Origin of the sequence: Paenibacillus albidus, from assembly GCF_014644435.1 — a bacterium.
In the GTDB taxonomy this organism is placed as follows: domain Bacteria; phylum Bacillota; class Bacilli; order Paenibacillales; family Paenibacillaceae; genus Paenibacillus_AQ; species Paenibacillus_AQ albidus.
Genome location: NZ_BMKR01000041.1, coordinates 1 through 19,399 on the forward strand (window position 1 = coordinate 1; position 19,399 = coordinate 19,399).

The following is a 19,399-nucleotide window of genomic DNA, read 5'->3' on the forward strand; positions in this document are numbered from 1 at the left end:
GAATCGAGCGGCGTCTTCGTATTGACCATACCCAGAGGTTCCGTAATATATCGATGGATAAAAGGGGTGAAGTTCAAGCCGCTGACTCGCTCGATCAGAATCTCGGCTAGCGTAAATCCGTCATTGCAGTAAACCGAATAAGCGCCTGGGTCCGCCTTTAAGGTCTGACCAGCCAGTTGCTTCAGCAGTGTGTCGTGGGCGTAGGTATCGTTATCTTCGAATAAATAGGCGTTCGTATTCGTCGACCCGTTCAGCCCGGAAGAATGATTCAGTAGCATGCGCGGCGTAATCTGTTTATAGCGTTCATCCTTCATCCTAAACTCGGGAATATAATGGACGACCGGCGTATCGAGATCGATTTTCCCTTGGTCAACCAACTGCATGACGGCAACCGTGGTAAACATTTTACTCGTCGAGCCGATTCCGTACATCGTGTCTGTCGTGAGCGGCTTCTGTCCCTGCTCGTCATTCTTGCCGAACTGGCCGGATACGACGATGTTGCCATGATCGATAAGGGTGTATTGCACACTGTTCGTATCGTAAGCTGCCGTGAGGAGTTCGGCTTTCTCCTTGGCAGCTTTCATGGTTAATTCGTAGGTGAGTCCAGCTTCGTTAGAAGGCAAGTCCACTTCCGCCGTTGACACAGTTATCGGAGCAGCACTTGACTCAATCACCTCAGATGTATTTAGTGCCCCTGCTGTGTTCTGCATCTCAGCTACTGGTGTGTTGTCGCTGCAGGCGGTTAACAGCAAAAGCAGACACAAAAATAGCACAGCTACAGTTATCCATCGACTTTTCATCATTTAAACTCTCCGTTCCGAAGTTTTGGTAGAGATGTACAAAATTAGTATATTAATATACTAATGAAAAATTAGTATTTATGCAAAACTGCCCATTCGCTTAATGAGGCCATGACAGTCTAATACTTTATTTTCTTTTACATGAAAAGGAGGTGCAGCATGATTATTGAGCTCAGTATCACACTCGGAGAAACGACCCGGACGCTGGCCGAAATAAGGAATGCGGTCCATGGGCTGACACGGGAAGCTTCCCAGCTTATCCATACCGCAGGCCAGGTAACCAAAGATGTCCGCGGCAAAATGTAGACCATCGCTCCTCTGTTTGAGTCGGTGCACAAACTAAAGACCGCCCTTTTCTTTCCCCTGAAGAAAGGCTGGACGGTCTTTAAGCTGGTTTACACAGCTACATTATCACTTCAACCTGCACTGAAACTTTCCCGGCATACGCCGGAATAACATTCCCCTCCAGCTTTTGCCCGTCGACCCGTATTTCCTGCACACCTTTGCTGCTGCGGCTGCTATTATTGACCTTGATCTCATACCTGCAGCCCCTGAATCTGCGGGTGACCGAGAACCCCGGCCATTCGGCGGGAATACACGGATCTATCGACAATCCTTCAAGCACCGGCTTGATCCCCAGTATATATTGAGTGACCGCCACATACATCCATGCGGCTGTGCCCGTGAGCCAGGATACATTGGCCAGACCGAACTTGTCGGACTCGGGCCCGAACAGATTGGATGCATAGACGTAAGGTTCCGCCTTGTAACGGCTGAGTCCGGCTTGTTCCATGGCTACATTCGGCAAAAGCTGGCGGTAATATTTGTAGGCCAGATCGCCTCTTCCCAACATACATTCAGCGATGATCGCCCAGGTATTGGCATGGCAGAAGACAGCTCCATTCTCCCCGGTCCCCTTGTTGTAATTGGTCAGCGGATCGGCCGGATCAGGAAAAACAGTAATGGAAGGATGTAGCTTCTTGATGCCCAGCTCCGTATCCAGAATGTCGCGCACACTGTCCATGGCCTGTAAGGCTTTGCTTGGTTCCGCCATGCCGGAGAGCGTGGCCCAGGTCTGGGCGTTAAGCCAGATTTGGGCTTCCTCATGCTCGGCAGTACCCAGAAAACGCCCGTCATCCATCACGGCCCGCCGGAACCACTTCCCATCCCAGCCCAGGCTGTTGACCAGCCGCTGTTGTTCCTCATACATGGCTGTATACCCCGCCGTATCTTCGGGATGTCCCGCGAGTGGCGCCAGCTCCTGCATGCGCAGCAATACCATTCCAAGCTGCATCGCCGTCCAGATGCTCTCCCCTTTGCCCTGCCGGCATACCCGGAACAGCTGGTCATTCCAGTCGGAACGCAGCATCAGCGGGAAGCCGTTTGGTCCGAGCCGGGAAGCCGTAAAGTCTATCGCCCGCTTCAGATGCTCATAGACGGTAGCCTCCCCGCCGTCATAGAACGGAATGCGGTCCTGAAGGAACGAGGCATCGCCCGTCTCTGCCAGAATGTCCCACACAGACAGCGCCGTCCACAGGTGATCATCCGAATGGATACTGGTTACCGGTTCCCAGCCTTCATGCGGGAAGAAATAATGATTCACATGGCCGTCCCGGTACTGCTGGCCGAGCAGCAGACGAACCTTGTCTTTGGCCGCTTCCGCATCAAAGGGGACAACGGCCAGTGCATCCTGGGCGGTATCGCGGTAGCCCACACCCCGGAATGTGCCGGTTGCATAGAACGAAATATTGCGGGAGAACAGGAAATTGCGCTGGGCCTGATAGGGGTTCCAGATATTGATCATCCGCTGCGCATCCGGATCGGGCAGTTCACAATTCCATGCCTCCAGATAACCGTCCCAGCTCCCGCTTAAAGCCTGAAACGAACGGGCGACAAAGTCCTTTTCCCTGGAACAGGCCATTGCTGCTTCAATCTCTGCCTCCGACATCGCGGTTCCGAGAAAAAAGTTGACGGTGCGCGTCTCGCCCGGCTGGAGCGTCAGCTTCACCTGAAGCGCACCGCAGGGATCACCGCCCAGCAGGGTCGAACCTGTACAACCGCCCTGCTCGATCGCTGCCGGATTGGACTCGCTGCGGTAGCTTCCGATAAAGGCATCCCGGTCCCCGTCATAACTGTGCAGCGGCCTATCCGCCATGAAATAGACAAGCGGCGTTTCCTCTGGTTTGGGCTGATTCTCTACGCCGTACTTATATACGAGCGCCTCCTGCCCGTGATACATCACCGACACCTGATGTTTGTTGTAGCATTGCCACTGCAATTCACGCATGAATTCCATCATGCCGAACTCGGCATAGGCATATACATTCAGCGTCTTCACAACGCTGCTGTTGTTCGTCAATGTCAGATTCCAGATCAGGGAATTCTCAAACGGGCCGACAAAATACAGCGTCTTTGCGGACACTCCTTCTGAGCAGGCCTCAAACCGGGTATACCCCATGCCGTGGGCACTTGTCCAAGCCTGCGGTTTGTTCAGGGCAGGCTCATAGGTAGGGCACCAGTAGCTGCCGGACTCTGCATCCTGCACATAAATATACGGCCCCGAGCGGTCGGTCGGCAGGTGAAAGAACCGGTAGCGGGTGATCCGCCAGATTTGCGGGGACTTGTAGAACGCCACTCCTCCACCTGCGTGGGACAACATCGTATGAAAGGTCCCGTTGGAGAGGTAGTTCATCCAGGGTGTCGGCATATCATGCCGTTTGAATTCCACTTCCTTGGCTTCATCCCGAAAGGAATAGTAATCTTCAGGCGTTTCATGTTCATATCTCATCCATCGGCCACTCCTTTATATTCAAGCTCACTCTTATTAAAAAGTTCCCAGCTTAGCCTACTTGGGCTCCACCTCATCCATTGTCATCCGGTAGTGCAGATTGTTCATATAAGTTCCGTCAGGGTTCATAAATACCATTCCGAACCGCAGCTCCTCTTCCCCGCCCTGCACGATGGCCATCAAACGGTTCACGCCCGGGCACAGGGTAATTCCGGCCTCCGGCTCCGGAACAGCCAGGCCGTTCAGATAAATCTCGCAAGGCGTTCGAGACAATATACGTAAATACCCTTCGCGGTGGCTGGCGGCCGGATAGACATTACCGGCCGCTTCGTCCTCAACCAGGACAAAACAGCTCAGGAACCAGAGATTACCTGCCGGATCGGGGATACGGAACAGGCCGTCGGCGGTATTCCGCTCCTTCTTTTTCATCCAGCCATATAAGCCTTCGCCCAGATTATTCAGCGAGAACAAGGGGTCGGTATAATAGGCCTTCATGGCTTCCGCATCCATATGCGGCAGACAGGGCAGTGCCATAACGGCTTCCACCGCCCACTCCCCATCCCCCTTGACACCCGTCAGCAGACCATCGTCAAAGGAAGCGCCCAAATTGCCGAGCAAGCGGGTGTACAGGCGGATGCTTTTGTCGCTCTGCACTTCGGGCAATAGCTGCGAAAAGAGAAGGCACCCCGCACCTACGTTCAGCTGAAGCAGATAATCCCCCGGCTCGCGGGCTTTGTCGCGGTTCAGCTCAACCAGCGCAAGCCTGCTGTATTCCGCCGTATGTCCGCCCACAAAGTAATCTTTCCAGGCCGTCCCTTCCACACTGGTGCACAACACTTCTGCGCCGGGAACCTCCAGGCTGTTAGCTGCCAGGGAACGGTTCACCACCTCTCTCGGTGACAAATGTACCTTGTCGAAGCCGAACAGATCCACAGGGCTTACGCCCCGCACCGCATCATACCTGTAATCTGCTTCCAGATGATATGTCTCGTGAGGGATTACGCTGACCGGAGCCCCCACCAGCCGGGACAAGGCCGGCGAGTCACTGCTCTCTGCCGGGAGCAGCAGACAGCTTCCGCCCTCAGCAACATACCGCCTGAGGTTCTCCGCTGCTTCGGGCGCTTCCAGCAAGGCAGCTTCCACGATTAGCAGGCCGTACCCCGCAAGCGCGGAAGCGGACAGACCCTGTACCCGATCCGCATTAAGCCGCAGCGTATTCAAGAAATGGTCCGCTGCACCACCGCTGCGGACCCAGGCCGCTGCCGGCTTTGCGGCGGGTGCCGAAGGCTCCGTCCTCCCCGCATAAGCCAGCAGATTACGCAGCAGCAGGCAGGCCTGGGGAACCTGCCGGATATGCTCCATCAGCTCCAGCTGGCTGGCCACAAAACTCCCCTGACCGCTGCGGTATTCCAGCAGCGGCGACCACAGGTCTCCGCCGTCTCCGAAATCTCCCGCGCTGCATTCCAGCAGCATGCTGAAATCGCCGGTGACCGGTTTTTCAAAGGCCGCCCTGATGATCGGCAGCGGCCCTTCCTCCCGGACTTCGGGGTGCCAGAACATCAGGTCGTCATCGCCCAGCCCCCGCAGCACAGGGTGGTCGTAGCTCCCCGCATGGGCGCGAATGAAATCGCGCCGGACCAAAGGCAGCTTGCCGATGGACAGGTGACGCTGCTCCAGCAGCAGCAGTCTTCCGCCTGCGCCTACCCTCTGCTTCAGCGCCTGCTCCAGCCGCCCGTCCTGATCCTCCTGCTTGCTGCCGATAATCAGCAGTGTTTCACCGTCCAGCTCCAAGATCTGTTCGGGACCCAGTCTTCTGCAGCCGGGCACCATCGCAGCGATCACATCATAATCCGCGTCATTTCCAAGGAAAGCGGCAGCCCTGCCCAGATCCACTGCTTCAGTCTTGTACCTGGAAGGGAACAGCCTGTACTCAAGCTTCAGCTCCTGTATCCGCTCCTCCCCGTGATACAGCACTGCCGTCAAGACTGCCGCGTCTCCACACTCTGCCGCCCGCGGGGTCCAGGCGACCTCAATCACTCGCCGCCCAGCCGGTGGCTGTTCAAAGGCAAAGCTCTCTGCATGCACGAGCTGCCCGCCCTGCTCAATCCGGCATTCCACCTTCACCTCGCGGGTGTGCAAGGTGTCGTTATAGATATCAAAGCTGCGGTGAATCGGAGCATCGTCAAAAAATGCCCGGTTGTATTCAGCCGCGATTATCACAGCCGGCTGGAAGACAGATGACAATATCTCAAAGGAGGGGTTGGTCCGGTAAGCCGGATACTCCTCAGGCAGCAGTCCATTATGAAGCGTAAGGGAATAGGCAGGAGTCACCTTGGGCTTGGGACCGCTATCTCCGGGGCTGCCGGGAGTCACAGGCAGATTCCGCTCCGGCATGGCCCGCATGAAATAATGGGCGAAATTAAAGGTTGAAATACCGGAAACCCCTTGTCTGCGGGCGTATTCCACGAACAGACGCTCTTTCTCCGCAAGGCCTCTGGCAGCTTCATCCGTATGCCTGTACGCGCTTAGCCCTACATACATGCTGCTGTTCTGGGGACAGATATACCACCAGCCGCCATGCTCGCCAAAGGTGAGCGGAACGCTGCGGTCCCACTGCGCGATGGTGCCGTCGATATTATAGTGGCGGCTCTCCACTTCCGTATGTTCCTTAGGCAGCAGACGGTTGTCCCCTTCCACTATGATCGGGCGGGTAGGATCAAGACTTCGGATGATGTCCATGAACCCGGGAATATGCAGCTTGTAGCCATCCCGGCCATCCACCCAGCGCATCTCATTCTGCACACTCCACATCATGACCGATGGATGATTTTTATCCCGCTGCACCAGCCGCCGCACATGCGCCCGGCAATTGGCAATGTAGTCCGGATGATCTGCCAGCATGGATTTGCCCGAACCGTAGATCGCCGTCTCGTCGATAATCAGCATGCCCTCCTCATCGGCAATCCGCACGTACATCTCAGGGTAAGGCTCCGCATGAAGGCGGATCGAATTGACACCCGCCTGCTTGCACATGCGGTACCAGCTGCGGACATAAGCTTCCGTCTGTTGTGCCGCCCCCTGGAAATGCCAGGAGTCGCCCCGCAGGTTAATCGGCGTGCCATTCAGCACAAACTGTGGACCATCGCACCATAATTCCCGGAACCCGAAGCTTTCTTCCTTGCAGTCGAGGATTGTCCCCCCTGCATAAAGCGTAAGCTCGGCCTGATATAAGAACGGCTGCTCCGGATTCCAAAGCTTGGCGTCCTTCCATTCCAGACGAAATACGGCGCGGCCGGTCAGGCCACCCGGCAGCTCATTCTCACATAGCCGCCCGTTCTCCCCGGCGGTGAAGGTGGTTCCGTTAAGCTGCTGCTCCGCCATAAGAACTGCCGCGCCGTCCGGCTTGTTTTTCTCTCGAACCTTCAGCACCAGTCTGAGCGGTTCCTCCACCACACCGGATGTCTGACTGCCCACCACAACCTCCGCTTCCAAAGATTGCTCCCGGTAAGACGTACGCAGGGTCAGGTCTTCTATAGCTATGGGGGGATAACTCTCCAGGAACACATCCTGCCAGATTCCCCGGGAGATGTAACCGAACCAGGAGCCGGTCAGACCGGTGACCTTTTTGTCTCCGGAAGGCAAAGTTACCTGATCGAAGCTTCCGCAGACGATATGCAGATGGTGCTCCCGCCCTGGGGTGACGAAGGCACCAATATCCAGCCGCAGCGGCAGGTAACCATCCTCCCAGACCGCCACCGGATGCCTGTCAAGATAAATTGCGGCTTGTTGCATAATCCCGTCCAGACGGAATACAATCTTCTGCCCGGCCATCGCCTCCGGCACCCGAAAGCTGCGGTGCAGCACACCAGCCTCCGCTTTATTCCACTCCTTGGGGTAACCGTAGACATCCAGAGGACAGAAGCCATGTTCAGGAATCTCCCCGAAGACTCTGCCCGCCGCAGTCTCATAGGTACTGCGCCAGCTGGAAGGGACCTGTATTTTGCAGGCCTCATAGACCAGCTTCTCCGGCAGACTGCGGCAGAACCGCTGCTCATAGAGCGGCATGAAATCCCATTCACCGTTCAGGCTCATTTGTTTACGCATGTATATCTACATCTCCTTTCTGATAAGCGGGCTCAGCCTGCAGCACAAGGGTAAGATTAAGCCAGATGGTCTGGTCCGGGGGCCTATGCTCCCATTTGATAAAATGCGGCTCCATCAGCTCTACCCAGTTCTCCGGTGTCTGTCGGCTCTGGAGTTTTCCGCTATAGGGTGCCGCTTCCAGAACAGCCGGACGTTCCGAATAAAAAAACAGCAGATTCTCATGAAGCCCGATGATCCCGTATTTATGGCCTGCCCCCGGCTGCTCCTCCTGGTACTGGTAATGGTAGTAAATATAACTGGCCACCCATTCCGGCCGCAGCAGGGCTATTCTTCCATACGCTTCAGCCCCCGGTTGTTTGCGCTTCCAATGTTCCGCACTCACCGGAGCCTGATAATGAAAAATATCCATCATCGGCACCCACAGCCGCAGCTTCGAAGCTCCCGGCCATGCGGCGAACAGCCCGGGCTCCTCCAGTAGCAAGCCGGCAGGTTCGACAGGCTCTCCCTCGCACTCATAATAGAGAAAATAATCATGCTGATGGGCAAACAGACTTAGCGTTGAAACCTTCCCCCGCGCCATTTTTTCCTGTATGTGCATCTTGCGCGAACGCATTAACGAATGCAACTCCGGGTTGTTCCATGCTTCGCACTGGGCCCTGTATAAATACCGCTGCATACTGCACCTCCATCCGTTGTTTTTGTACTCTTTATGTTAAAGCATGGAGCGCCTCTTCACCTTGACGATAATGACCTTGTTTAGCATAATAATGACATGAATATTAAAATATTGTCGCGGGACCTGGGTCTGGAGCCGGGCTTCACCTTCAAGATCCAGAAATGCCCGCTGACCCATGATTATTACGTTCACAGCCACGATTTTTCGGAGCTTGTAGTCATCCTGGAAGGCAGCGCCACCCACATTATTGAAGGGAGAGAGTACCCCGTCTCGGCAGGCCAGGTTTTTTTGATTCATGGCGATATCTCGCACGGGTACAAGGATGTGCAGAATATCCAATACGTCAATGTTATGTTTCATCCAGACCAGCTTCTGCAGCTGCCGGAGCTTCGGCTCCTTCCGGGATTTCAGGCCCTGTTCTACATTGAGCCTTTCTACCGGAAGGAAAGATATTACCAGGGGATGCTCACCCTGAACGGGCAGCAGTTGGGAGAGGCTACCCGGCTTCTGGATCAGATTCTGGAGGAGTACGAGACACAGCCGGAGGGATTCCGGTTAATGATCCGCACTTATTTCACGGCCCTGATCGGGATGCTCTCCAGATCCTATCAGCGCAACAACGGGCAGACGGAGAACAAGGCAATGCGTATTGCCGAGACCGTGACCTATCTGGAAGAACATTTTCTCCAGCCCATAACCCTGCAGGAGCTCGCCGACCGGGCTTACCTGTCGAAACGCCAGTTCCTGCGGGTATTCAGCCGCAATTACCATACGACCCCGATGGATTTTGTGATCCGCAAACGCCTCGATTATTCCTGCACCCTGCTGCGCAATCCCGGCCTGTCCATTTCGCGTGTGGCCATGGAGAGCGGATTCCGCGATCAGAACTATTATGCGAGACAATTCAAAAACAGCTTCCACTGCACCCCTTCCGAGTATCGGGAGAAGCAGCTTTAGTGTCTGAACCCTGAAAAAGCCGGTCCCTCTGAATGGAGGGCCGGCTTGGCTTGTGGGAACAGTATTCAGATAATGTGATCCATTAGCATGATAGTGCTGGGAAATTCCCGGAGTTAGCAGCCGCTTTCGTCCATTAACACAAAAAGATGAAAAAGCCGTGGTTGGAGCAGCATCGGAACTCCTTTAAGTTCGAACACTTAAAGCCGAATCGTGATTTATCGCAGAAAGTCAAAGTGTTTGGCTGACAAACTTGGCGTAATCAGGGGTTATTATTCAAGGTCGAGCATGCGTGATATTGAGCTGCATCCGCGGCGCCGGCCCACCCTGTGTGTTGGCGATGCCGCTGGCGATGAAGCCAACGGATTCGTAGAATCCTATCGCGTGCGGGTTGGCCGTCACCTCTACACGCACACCGCGCCGCGCAATGTCTTCGAGCAGGGCACTCGCGATGCCTTGGCGCATCCAGTCAGGATCAGTGAACAGATCCTCGAGTTCGAGGAAGTCGTCGACAGGACGCGCCGACGCAAAGCCGACGACCCGGCCGTCAACAACAGCGACACGTGCGAACGGCAACATTTCGTCGTCCCACACGAGCCACTCAGGATGAGCAGCAAAGAGATCACGATCGCCCTCAATTGTCAGCGACGCAGAGCGAAAGATGTCGCGCAGAGTATCGACGTCGTCGTCGACTGCGCTTCTAATGACAAGGTTAGACGAAAATAAAGGTTTTTTTTCATTCACGGCCGAGTCTCCTTTTTATATGGAAATTCATGATAGTATCTTCAAATTTATGAGTGTAAAACTATACTACAATAATTATTTGAAAAGTAACCCTGTATTGTACCGTTATAATTATACTTTACCGTCACTTGTGATGCTGCTCCCCTTGTCACTGTTCAACTATCCTGCCCATTCGCTTAATGATTGCACAGAAATAGCCCCTTAGAACGTATACATCGTTCTGAGGGGCTATTAATTGTGTCACATCATATCCAATATTGTCCTTGCTCTATTCGTAATCTACTCTCCAGGTTTCGCATGCGCCGCAGCGATCGTATCCGCGATGCGGATGGCATCCCGGTCACCCGTTTGCCGCAAATGGCCAATCAGACGGCTGCGCCGCTGCGTGGAATGGTCCTGATGGAGCTTCCACTGCCCTTCCATCCGGCTGATGCGGATTTTGAAACCAACCACACCCTGGATCAAACGTCCGTAGACATGGTCCGGAATCTGGCCGTCCCAGGGTAAATCCATGCCCGCTCCGTAATAAGCGATGGTCTGCTCCATGATCCGCTTCAGCTGACCGGCATCCTCTACCGGCTGAAATTCCCCATAGACGTGGCCTGCCCTACCCGTCCTCAGACTACTGCTCTCCGTTCAGTCTGGCAGCCGTCGAAGTCTCATCGCCGCCCAGACGTTTTCTCAGCGTAGCCTGCCAGCTTGCGGATAAGGCATCCACTGCGAGCAGTGCCTCAATCCCTGACCGGTTATCCTTATCCTGATGCATAATCCTGTTGGCATAGGCCACCGTCCGTCCGGCGGAATGACGCTCCCGGAGGATCAGCTCATCCTGAGGGTCCACCTGTCCTTCTTCCAATACGCGAAAATAATATCCGGTGTAACCGGTCTCCTGCACACGCTGAGGAAGGTCCGGCAGTCCGTATTTGACCGACAGCTTGAAGCAGGGCTGCCGGGGCTGGCTGATCTGAACCGTAGCTCCGCCCAGAGAGAAAACATCACCGATACAGACCTCTTCTTCGGTAAGTCCGGTGATGGTCAGATTTTCGCCGAAAGCACCAAAGCTTAGCTCACGCCCTATTTCACGCTCCCAGTAGGGATAATGCTCATACGGATACACACATACCGCCTTATCGGCCCCCCCATGATGCACCAGATCTGCCTGGCCGTCCCCGTCCAGCTGAATTCGGGAAAGATACAATGGCCCGTGAACCGGAGCCTTGTGGATACCTGTCATAATTTCTTTTTTTAAATAAGGTACCTGCTTAGGCATCCCCACATTCAGCGATTTAATCGCTCCGCTTTGCATATCCAGCGCCCCCTCATATCCTTGGTTTATTCCGTAATTATAGCCCGGAAAGAGGGAGGGTGCCAGTACCGCTGCGATACTTGCTGCCGATATGACCGGTGACGATAAGCCCGCTCTCCACTACTCTAATTTGCACAAAAAAATTCCCGATGACATGTTTCTCTTCACCGGGAATTCCGCTTATTCCGTGCCGGCGGCATTCAGTGCAGCCAGCAAGTCTCTTGCTTCTTCATTGTCAGGCTCCAGAGCCAGCGCTCTGCGGGTGTAATGAGCCGCGCCCGCCTCATCTCCAAGCTCATAGCTGCAAATCGCCAGACTGTAGAGCACTGCCATGACCGGGTCCTCAGGGTTCGCTTCGAGTGAGCGCTGCAGAAACGGCAGCGCCGCCTCATACATCCCCATCTCGAACAGCAAAAGTCCGCTGTCCAGCGCCAAATCATAATTCTGCACCAGGGGATAATAACCTTCCCACATCAGTTGGATCCCCTTGTGAATATCAAGCAGTTCCTCATCACTGGCATCTTGAAGCAAGCTGGAAATATGCTCGGCACTTTGGATGAAGAACTCGGCATCATAACCACCCAGCCGCCAGAAGCCCAGGAATTGCTGTACGCCCATCGTATCAATACGCGGGTCTACCCATTCCTTCATGCTGAAGAATTCATCCGGCCCAAAGCGCTCAATCCCCCGCCGGTAAGCCAGTCTGGTCTGGATATAGCTCATCGGTGACGGGAGCATCAGGATGCAGCCGACATTCAGATTCTTGTAGTGGTGGCCCGTGAATAACGAATAGGCCCCTTTGCGCTCAAAAAAGTACTGCATAGCGTGATAATTCGCCGTCAGCGAGAAGCTCCCATGATAAATCAGCTTGGGAGGCTCCACGAACTCCCAGTTCTCCAGCCGATGGTCGCCTTTATCCGCAGTCAGCAGCAGAAAACCCTCCCGGGACAGCTCTCCCAGCCGTTCCAAACATCTCAGTGCCGCTTCCGGGAAAAGCACATGGGAATCGCCCAGCTTCTCCTGATAGAACCGGATCACCTCGTGATAGGGATAAACCTCCTGTTCGTAACTCTCTGCCCGGCGGTAATGATACTCCAGATCGACACTTTGCAGCAGCTCTGCGGGCACGGCGGCAGCGGCGGGATCGGGAATCCGGATCGAGACATCACAGTCAAAGGTTTTGCCTTCATCCACGTAGATCAGTTCCTGCGGAATGCTGCAAAAAAAGTAGTTCGCAATAACCATCAGCGGCTGCTGCAAATCCCCTGCCCCAATATGCGTGTTGGAATGAACCAACTGCAGCTCGGTGTCATTGACCACATCAAAACGGGCAAAATCAAGCACACCTTCCCGCACAAAAGGCTCCAGGCCGGGATGCTGCTGCCAGCTGGCAATATTTTTGACAGGCAAATCACTCATAATATAACGAAAAGGCGGCAGCGGAATACCCGCATAATCCCTGAGCTCGCATAACTTCTGCAAGACATGAAACGCCAGGCGTCCCGCTCCCGCCCCCAGCTCCAGGATGTTGACGGTCTCCGACAGATGGCCTTGCATCGCCCGGTCCTGCAGAAATCCGAAGATCATCTCGGCATAAGCCGTCCCGATCATGGGGTTGCTCGTGATATACTGCGGAACCTGGTCGATATTCCAGGCCTTGATTCCCTGTTCTTCATAATAAGCGCGCTGCAGTTCCCAGATCGGGGCTTCACTGAAGCGGTAACGTTGTGGTGAGTCACTTGTCATCTGTTCTGAACCTGCTCTCTGTGGATCTCTTTTTGTAAAGTAACCTGTCTATTATATTAGATGGAACTCGCCCGTGAAACAACCTTAATCCTGCAATATCCAGATCAAAAAGGAACTGTCCGGGGAGTACAGTGTCTACTCCCCGTGCAGTTCCTCTATGGCTTACTGCCATTATGGTTTAATAGGTCCACCAGTTGCCGGACATGACAATCATGGAGAACAGCTTGATGCTGTCTTCATAATAATCTTCCTGAGGACTGCTTGCCGTATGACTCCAGAGTGAATTCAGCCAGCTTTGGTTAGAGGAGGAGGTCATCGCACTGACACCAAACGGAGCGTAGAAAGCACCGCTGTTGTAGCTTCCGAACAAGGTGCCATTCAGCTTGTAGCCGTCTTTGATATTGCCCGGCGAATTGCCGGCTTTGGCGGCAATCCAGCTGTTCAGCTGATTGAGTTGCGAAAGGGCACGGTTATCTCCTGTCAGCAAATAATCGGTCGTGATCCGCCAAGGGGTGCGGCAGGAATTATAGTTATAGTGACCGTCATTGGGATCCTCCAGGAAATCAGCCGGAGCCGGTTTGTAGGCTCCCCCCGAATATATCACAAAATCCGGCAGCAAACCCGTACTTGAACTATAACCGTTGTACAAACTATTGATGATCGTGTAGGTCTTATTCACTACGTTATCCCAGCGGGCATCCCCCGTCGCACTCCGGAAAGCCTTGAGATGGTTCAGCATGAAATCCGAAGGCCGGGTTGCCGTATTGTAGGAGCCACTGGTCGCCCAATCACCCAGCCGAAGAGTCCACTGGGTCTGGTTGATATCATCCTCCATAATGGCGTTGATGATGTTCTGGGCTGCCTGCAGATAGTTGACCGAACCGCTGCTCCCCCATTGCTTATGGGCCAGCAGCAGCGAGAACGCTATATCCATGTCACCGTCTGTTGCAGAATTATCACCTTCAACATTCTGAAAGCTGCTGTTCTGCTTCCAGGCCATCAAATATGGGTTATTGGCGCTTGGATGCGCTGTATAATAAGAATATAGACCGTCAAAATACGTCTGGGCATTCGCCTCATAACCGGCCATTAATACGGTGGACAACATGCCGTAGCCATGGGCTTCAGAGACCGTCTCTCCGGCAGAATTATATTTAACATAATATTTGCCGGTGCCTGCCGGTTTGAGATAAGCCGCCTTCCACGCGTTCCATTTGGTCTTGACCGAGTTATCCATCGTGGCCTGAGTCACATGATTGGGCTTAATCGAACCGCTAGTATACGTTGTATGCTGAGGAAATGGCTTATTGACTGCCGCAAAGGCTGAGCCCGCCGGAAGAACGATAAGGGCCAGACATAATAGCATCAAAGTTCTCCAGACGAACACGGGCTGCACATCTTTTCTCATCACGAAATCCTCTCCTTTTCAAGTTGGAATCGCTTACACGAGCATACGACAAAATCGGTCGATACACCTCCTCATCTCTTCAGGCAGAAATAAATCGGTTTTTTTGTAAAAATATGTTATGTGTCTTCTACAATATATTCCTCCTTCCTACAGCTTGTCAACATAAATTATGTGGCCAAAGGACATGTTTCAACTTATATAGTTCATAACTTACTAAAGTTGATAAACTATATAAAATATAGTATTATAAAATTTAAGAAATGTTCTACAGATTATGAAGGAGGCGATTTCACATGACCCATGCGGCGAATCACATAGAAATAGGAATCAGCACATTTTTGGAGACTACCCCGGACCCGGTAACCGGTGAGATTATGAGTCATGCGGAGCGGCTGCGTGAAGCGGTGGCAGAGATTGTACTGGCCGATCAGGTCGGCCTGGATGTATACGGAATCGGGGAGCATCACCGGGCCGATTATGCCGGCACGGCGCCTGCTGTTGTACTGGCAGCAGCCGCTTCGGTAACTAAGCGGATTCGGCTCACCAGTGCGGTAACGGTCTTGTCTTCGGATGATCCGGTCCGTGTGTATCAAGCGTTCTCCACACTGGACGGCCTCTCTAATGGCCGTGCGGAGATCATGGCCGGTCGTGGTTCCTTCACGGAATCCTTCCCATTGTTCGGGTACAGCCTGGAGGATTATGATGAGCTGTTTGAAGAGAATCTGGAGCTGCTGCTCGCGATCCGGGAATCGGAACGGGTGACCTGGCGCGGCGGACACCGTCCGGCTATTCACAATCTCGGGGTCTACCCCCGCTCCGTCCAGACCCCGCTTCCGGTGTGGATCGCGAGCGGGGGAAACGCGGAATCTGCAATTCGGGCCGGTATGCTTGGCCTGCCGATTGCCTTCGCGATCATCGGCGGCATGCCGGAGCAATTCGCTCCGCTGGTCTCCTTGTACAAGCAGGCTGCCGCCCGCGCCGGGCATGACCCGAGCAAGCTGCAAATTGCGACACATTCCCATGGTTTTGTCGGGGAGACCAGCGAGCAGGCTGCCGACTTGTTCTACCCTCCGACCGCCGCCCAAATGAATGTTATCGGGCGTGAACGGGGCTGGGGGCAACGTTATGACCGCGCCGCTTTTGATGCTGCCCGCAGTCTGCGCGGCGCCCTGTATGTCGGCGACTCCGAATATGTGGCTGAGAAGATCGTTCTGCTGCATAAAAACCTGGGGGTAACCCGTTTCTTTCTGCACGTGAATGTCGGGACGATGCCGCACCGCGAAGTGCTGCGTGCAATTGAACTGCTCGGCACAAAAGTAGCTCCACTGGTACGCAAGGAACTGGCGCTAAACGCTGCAGCGGATAAGTAACAGTAAGACACGTCTAACTCTAAAAGCCTGCGGATTCCGGCATCCGCAGGCTTTTTATCTTACGCAGCTCGTTTAGAGGGCTTGCTGCTCTTGCAAAATACTCTGTACCTCACCTACCATACGATAAGAACCACGCAGCGGCTCATATCCCAAACGCCGGTTAATGTGCAGAATAGGCGCGTTGGTGGAGTCATTATCCGTGCGGATGTAGGCAGCCCCCTGCTGCCGGGCCAGCAAAATCGCCTGTACTTTCAACCCGTAAGCAATACCCCGGCTGCGGTAATCCCGGCTTACTCCGGTGTATTCATGATACATTCCGTTGGTCTGCGGATTATACAGTACATTGGAAACGCCGACATAGGTGTCTCCATCAGCCACGATAATCACCCGTTCAGGAGCATAGCCGTCCGACTGCAGATACCATTTACGCCATTCCTCGATCACCGGAACTTCACCTGTAAAGCCGGGAATATCCACTAACGTTTGCTTATAGATCTCGTAGATTTTTTGTTCGCTGTCTGTGCCCTGCTCTTCCGCAAGCGTCGTGAACCGCAGCCCTTTCTGTTGTATGGACCGGATCGCTTCTTCCCCGCCTATTGCCCCCCAATCTACCTTCCCTATCTCCACTACAGACTGAAAGGTGTGCCGCTCCGCGGCAAATCCGTTCCGCTCTGCAAACCGGAGCGATTCCGGACTGTCATCCCATGTCTGGGTAACCAGCGTATCGGCTCCCAGTAAGCGGCTCCATTCCAGTGCATGATGCAGCAGAAGCTGCCCCACTCCCTGCTTTCGGCTGTTCACGTCCACAAGCAGCGTCTGGTTCAAATGTCCCGGAGCTGTCCATGGCGCCCTCCAAGTAGTTACATATCCTACAATTTCGCCCTTGGGAGTCACGGCTACCCGCCGGCTCCGGTCGTATCCAGCCAGCCGCCCTTCTTCATCCTTATAGGTGTGACCCACCTTATAGAGCTTGGCATCTTCTTCTTCCAGTTGTTCAGCCGTCGTTGGCTCTGACCAATCTGTATTTAAAAGTGCCGCCAATGCCGTATAATCCTCCGGCAAGCGCAGTTCCCGCAATTGAATGGACATCTTTCCCCTCCTCTATTATCCACAGCTTCATAATTAATACAATGCCAGCTACAATTTAGTATGCCATAGGGTTCAGAGGGGGAATAGGGAGAGTTTAATTATAACCAATATGACAACGGGCTTTGATTGGGAACTGTTAACTAAAGTAAGATTCCACATTTCTAAATCCATGTTATCATATCCCGAAAAGGAAGGTGACCCCATGTCAAATACCTATACCAACCATCGGATCAAAGAAGCCCAGCCCGATTTTGAGGGTGTCAACGGAACTTATTTTAATGCCAGTGCCTACTTCTTCTATCACAAAAGATCGTCCACTGTGGGTGACCGTATTCTGTACACCCGAATTCATCTGAAAATTGATCAGGGCAAAGAAACGCTGGAGACCTTAAAAGCCAACGTAGAGATACATAACAATAAGAACTACAACGTCAACGGACACAGTGAAATCTCCAACCTCGCCAGTGTGGTGCATCAAGGAGTTCTGTATCTGTTTTGGACGGAGAACGGGGATCTCTGGTACAAAAAAACTGCCAATGGCGAGAACTGGACCAAGGAGGAGAAACTTCACCACGCCTTCGAGCGACGTTCGCAGTTTGCCGCCCTTTCACTGAACGGGCGAATTTATCTGATCGGCGGACGGCATATCGATTCCGAACACCGGCTGGTTACTCTCTATATGGACAACGAAGGCATTTGGCACTCCGAAGTAGATAACGGCTGGAAAAACATAAAAAATATATCAGCCTCCGCCTATCATGACTCCACCGGTAAGCTTAGCCTGATGATCGGTGTGGTCACTACCCACGCAAACCTTTGGACCGCGTGCTATCAATGCGAAGTGAACAGCAAGGGTGAGGGAAGCGGACTGCGGCAGATCATCAGCCACCATCATCAGGAATACGACGGGCTTGTCGATTTCATCGCTCTGGAGACTGGTACTGTTCAACAGGGAATCCATGACTCCGCCGTGCAGTTGTTCATTAACGGCTGGCACCGTCCCCATATCTGGGCAGGATACAAAAATAATCAGATGAAGGAGTATAATATCCGCACCGGTACTTGGGGACCCAAAATCACCCGTTCCCATGGACATACGAAGTACCCTACCTGGAAATACATGGGCGCTCTCCAGTACTTTGTGCCGAACGGGGACAACGGCGAAATGCAGCAGGAAATCTGGCTGTATATGAATTATAACGATGATAGTGTTCTAAAACCCGGTAGCAGCAATCTGGTGTTCTGCCGGTACAAGTCCAGCCAATTCAAGCTGATTGCTACAGAAGATGCCACTGTCAGCGAGGATTTCCGGGCGTTGATTGGGGTTGTGGAAGGTGCTCCTCCCTATGTACGCAATGGCAGCGAATCAGACAGCTTCGGCTCTTCCTTCTTTTACGGCCGTTCGCAGACGGAACAGATGTCCATCTCCACACAATTCAATATGGGTGCATACGTTCAAGCAGGCAGCAGCCTGCCGGTCGTCGCGGATGTAACCCTTAAATTCTCAACAGAGCATGCGGAAGCCTTCAATCAAATTACGGAAATCACAACCTCATTCGACAAGTCCATCGTGCCCGTACCGGGAGAGAATGCAGTGACCTACATTTATCTCGCTCCGCATGTGGTGAAAAGGACCTACGAGCTTTATGACTGGAACGGAACGCATCCCCTTGGCATCAAAAGCTACCTGTTCCACGCGACATCGGCCGATGTGGATTTTGACGTGCATAATATTCTTCATACCTATGAGAAACATCCGAATACACATGACTACAAATCTTTTGAACACCGTTTCCCCAGCCTTCCTTCTTATGTAGATCATAAGCGGAGCCTTTCGCTGGATATAAGCTGGGTACCCGGGGAAATCACCGTCTTCTTTCACAGAAAAACAGCAGCTGTCGAGATCGAGCGCAGTAAAGTCTCGGCTGAAATCACTCAAGGCGTCCCAAACATCTTCAATATCGGCGGGAATGCCTCCTATGAGTACGAGATTTCTCATTACTCGGATGTATCCGAGAAGGTCGGTGCCAAACTCGATTTCCCTTTCCCCCGGAACGATCACCCGGAGGATGTGAAGAAAATGGTCGTCCGCATGTTTGTATTCGTGCCCGATGAGAATCAGCTCCAGCATTGTTACTGGATTCCAAAGGGCCAGCAGAATCAGCGCCCTTGGTGTGTTGCATGGTCCGTTCAAGGGGTCAAGCATCAAGGGAGCTAAAACCGGCCTGATGGGGCCGAAATTCCCGACGATATCACCTTCGCCCAGACCGCCATATCTACCGGTAGCTGCGTTTCACAATGAAAGAAGAGGAGCTGTTCATACAGCGCCTCAGTCATCAACGGCGTCCTGTCCGGCGTAGCGATACTAACTCCCCGTCAAACATAACACAACAAATCCTCCAGCTTCATCTTAC

At 53.4% G+C, this 19,399-nt stretch carries 14 protein-coding genes; 4 read left to right on the plus strand and 10 right to left on the minus strand.

All coding sequences use genetic code 11. The annotated features are described in order from the left end of the window. On the minus strand, positions 1-803 hold an 803-nt coding region (locus IEY53_RS29020), incomplete at its 3' end, for a serine hydrolase domain-containing protein (RefSeq protein ID WP_229696424.1). A gap of 156 nt (positions 804-959) precedes the next feature. On the opposite strand from IEY53_RS29020, the gene IEY53_RS29025 reads away from it, so the two are divergent. After that, positions 960-1,106 (plus strand): DUF948 domain-containing protein, encoded by a 147-nt coding sequence (locus IEY53_RS29025; RefSeq protein WP_189031179.1) that lies wholly within the window; start codon positions 960-962, stop codon positions 1,104-1,106. Positions 1,107-1,203: 97 nt separating this feature from the next. On the opposite strand, the gene IEY53_RS29030 is transcribed toward IEY53_RS29025, so the two are convergent. The 3 genes from IEY53_RS29030 to IEY53_RS29040 are packed head-to-tail and all read right to left on the minus strand — an operon-like array spanning position 1,204 to position 8,368. After that, the gene (locus IEY53_RS29030) at positions 1,204-3,588 is read right to left on the minus strand and encodes a GH36-type glycosyl hydrolase domain-containing protein (protein ID WP_189031181.1); all 2,385 of its coding nucleotides are present in this window, start codon (positions 3,586-3,588) and stop codon (positions 1,204-1,206) included. Positions 3,589-3,645: 57 nt separating this feature from the next. Further along, complete coding sequence (locus IEY53_RS29035) at positions 3,646-7,692, minus strand: glycoside hydrolase family 2 protein (RefSeq protein ID WP_189031183.1); 4,047 nt, start codon at positions 7,690-7,692, stop codon at positions 3,646-3,648. Then, positions 7,685-8,368, minus strand: a complete 684-nt coding sequence (locus tag IEY53_RS29040) for a hypothetical protein (protein ID WP_189031185.1) — start codon at positions 8,366-8,368, stop codon at positions 7,685-7,687. Before IEY53_RS29040 ends, IEY53_RS29035 begins: the two co-directional genes overlap by 8 nt. A gap of 96 nt (positions 8,369-8,464) precedes the next feature. Between IEY53_RS29040 and IEY53_RS29045 the strand changes: the two genes are divergently transcribed. After that, entirely contained in the window at positions 8,465-9,325 is an 861-nt protein-coding gene (locus tag IEY53_RS29045; RefSeq protein ID WP_189031187.1) for an AraC family transcriptional regulator, read from the plus strand. 273 nt (positions 9,326-9,598) lie between these two features. Here IEY53_RS29045 and IEY53_RS29050 read toward each other — a convergent pair whose 3' ends face one another. The 5 genes from IEY53_RS29050 to IEY53_RS29070 form a co-directional block, all read right to left on the minus strand. Next, the gene (locus IEY53_RS29050; protein ID WP_189031189.1) at positions 9,599-10,066 is read right to left on the minus strand and encodes a GNAT family N-acetyltransferase; all 468 of its coding nucleotides are present in this window, start codon (positions 10,064-10,066) and stop codon (positions 9,599-9,601) included. Positions 10,067-10,345: 279 nt separating this feature from the next. Beyond that, positions 10,346-10,687 (minus strand): FMN-binding negative transcriptional regulator, encoded by a 342-nt coding sequence (locus tag IEY53_RS29055; protein ID WP_189031258.1) that lies wholly within the window; start codon positions 10,685-10,687, stop codon positions 10,346-10,348. A 1-nt stretch (position 10,688) separates the two neighbouring features. After that, positions 10,689-11,372, minus strand: coding sequence for an MOSC domain-containing protein (locus IEY53_RS29060; RefSeq protein ID WP_189031190.1), 684 nt, complete (start codon positions 11,370-11,372; stop codon positions 10,689-10,691). A gap of 180 nt (positions 11,373-11,552) precedes the next feature. After that, positions 11,553-13,118, minus strand: coding sequence for a tetratricopeptide repeat protein (locus IEY53_RS29065; protein WP_189031191.1), 1,566 nt, complete (start codon positions 13,116-13,118; stop codon positions 11,553-11,555). Between the two features lie 178 nt (positions 13,119-13,296). Further along, positions 13,297-14,526: a family 8 glycosyl hydrolase gene (locus IEY53_RS29070; protein ID WP_189031260.1), complete on the minus strand. Its 1,230-nt coding sequence runs from the start codon at positions 14,524-14,526 to the stop codon at positions 13,297-13,299. Between the two features lie 293 nt (positions 14,527-14,819). Between IEY53_RS29070 and IEY53_RS29075 the strand changes: the two genes are divergently transcribed. Further along, entirely contained in the window at positions 14,820-15,896 is a 1,077-nt protein-coding gene (locus tag IEY53_RS29075) for an LLM class flavin-dependent oxidoreductase (RefSeq protein WP_189031192.1), read from the plus strand. A gap of 72 nt (positions 15,897-15,968) precedes the next feature. Here the strand turns inward: IEY53_RS29075 and IEY53_RS29080 are convergent, their stop codons facing one another. Then, positions 15,969-16,985: a GNAT family N-acetyltransferase gene (locus tag IEY53_RS29080; protein WP_189031197.1), complete on the minus strand. Its 1,017-nt coding sequence runs from the start codon at positions 16,983-16,985 to the stop codon at positions 15,969-15,971. 202 nt (positions 16,986-17,187) lie between these two features. On the opposite strand from IEY53_RS29080, the gene IEY53_RS29085 reads away from it, so the two are divergent. Continuing rightward, entirely contained in the window at positions 17,188-19,203 is a 2,016-nt protein-coding gene (locus IEY53_RS29085; RefSeq protein ID WP_189031198.1) for a hypothetical protein, read from the plus strand. Positions 19,204-19,399 lie beyond the last annotated feature (196 nt).

What these genes read in the sequence shown, in the direction of transcription:
- IEY53_RS29035 (WP_189031183.1), bottom strand. Translation starts at nt 7,692, where the DNA reads ATGCGTAAACAAATGAGCCTGAACGGTGAATGGGATTTCATGCCGCTC.
- IEY53_RS29075 (WP_189031192.1), top strand. Translation starts at nt 14,820, where the DNA reads ATGACCCATGCGGCGAATCACATAGAAATAGGAATCAGCACATTTTTG.
- IEY53_RS29080 (WP_189031197.1), bottom strand. Translation starts at nt 16,985, where the DNA reads ATGTCCATTCAATTGCGGGAACTGCGCTTGCCGGAGGATTATACGGCA.
- IEY53_RS29070 (WP_189031260.1), bottom strand. Translation starts at nt 14,526, where the DNA reads ATGAGAAAAGATGTGCAGCCCGTGTTCGTCTGGAGAACTTTGATGCTA.
- IEY53_RS29065 (WP_189031191.1), bottom strand. Translation starts at nt 13,118, where the DNA reads ATGACAAGTGACTCACCACAACGTTACCGCTTCAGTGAAGCCCCGATC.
- IEY53_RS29040 (WP_189031185.1), bottom strand. Translation starts at nt 8,368, where the DNA reads ATGCAGCGGTATTTATACAGGGCCCAGTGCGAAGCATGGAACAACCCG.
- IEY53_RS29030 (WP_189031181.1), bottom strand. Translation starts at nt 3,588, where the DNA reads ATGAGATATGAACATGAAACGCCTGAAGATTACTATTCCTTTCGGGAT.
- IEY53_RS29060 (WP_189031190.1), bottom strand. Translation starts at nt 11,372, where the DNA reads ATGCAAAGCGGAGCGATTAAATCGCTGAATGTGGGGATGCCTAAGCAG.
- IEY53_RS29085 (WP_189031198.1), top strand. Translation starts at nt 17,188, where the DNA reads ATGTCAAATACCTATACCAACCATCGGATCAAAGAAGCCCAGCCCGAT.
- IEY53_RS29025 (WP_189031179.1), top strand. Translation starts at nt 960, where the DNA reads ATGATTATTGAGCTCAGTATCACACTCGGAGAAACGACCCGGACGCTG.
- IEY53_RS29045 (WP_189031187.1), top strand. Translation starts at nt 8,465, where the DNA reads ATGAATATTAAAATATTGTCGCGGGACCTGGGTCTGGAGCCGGGCTTC.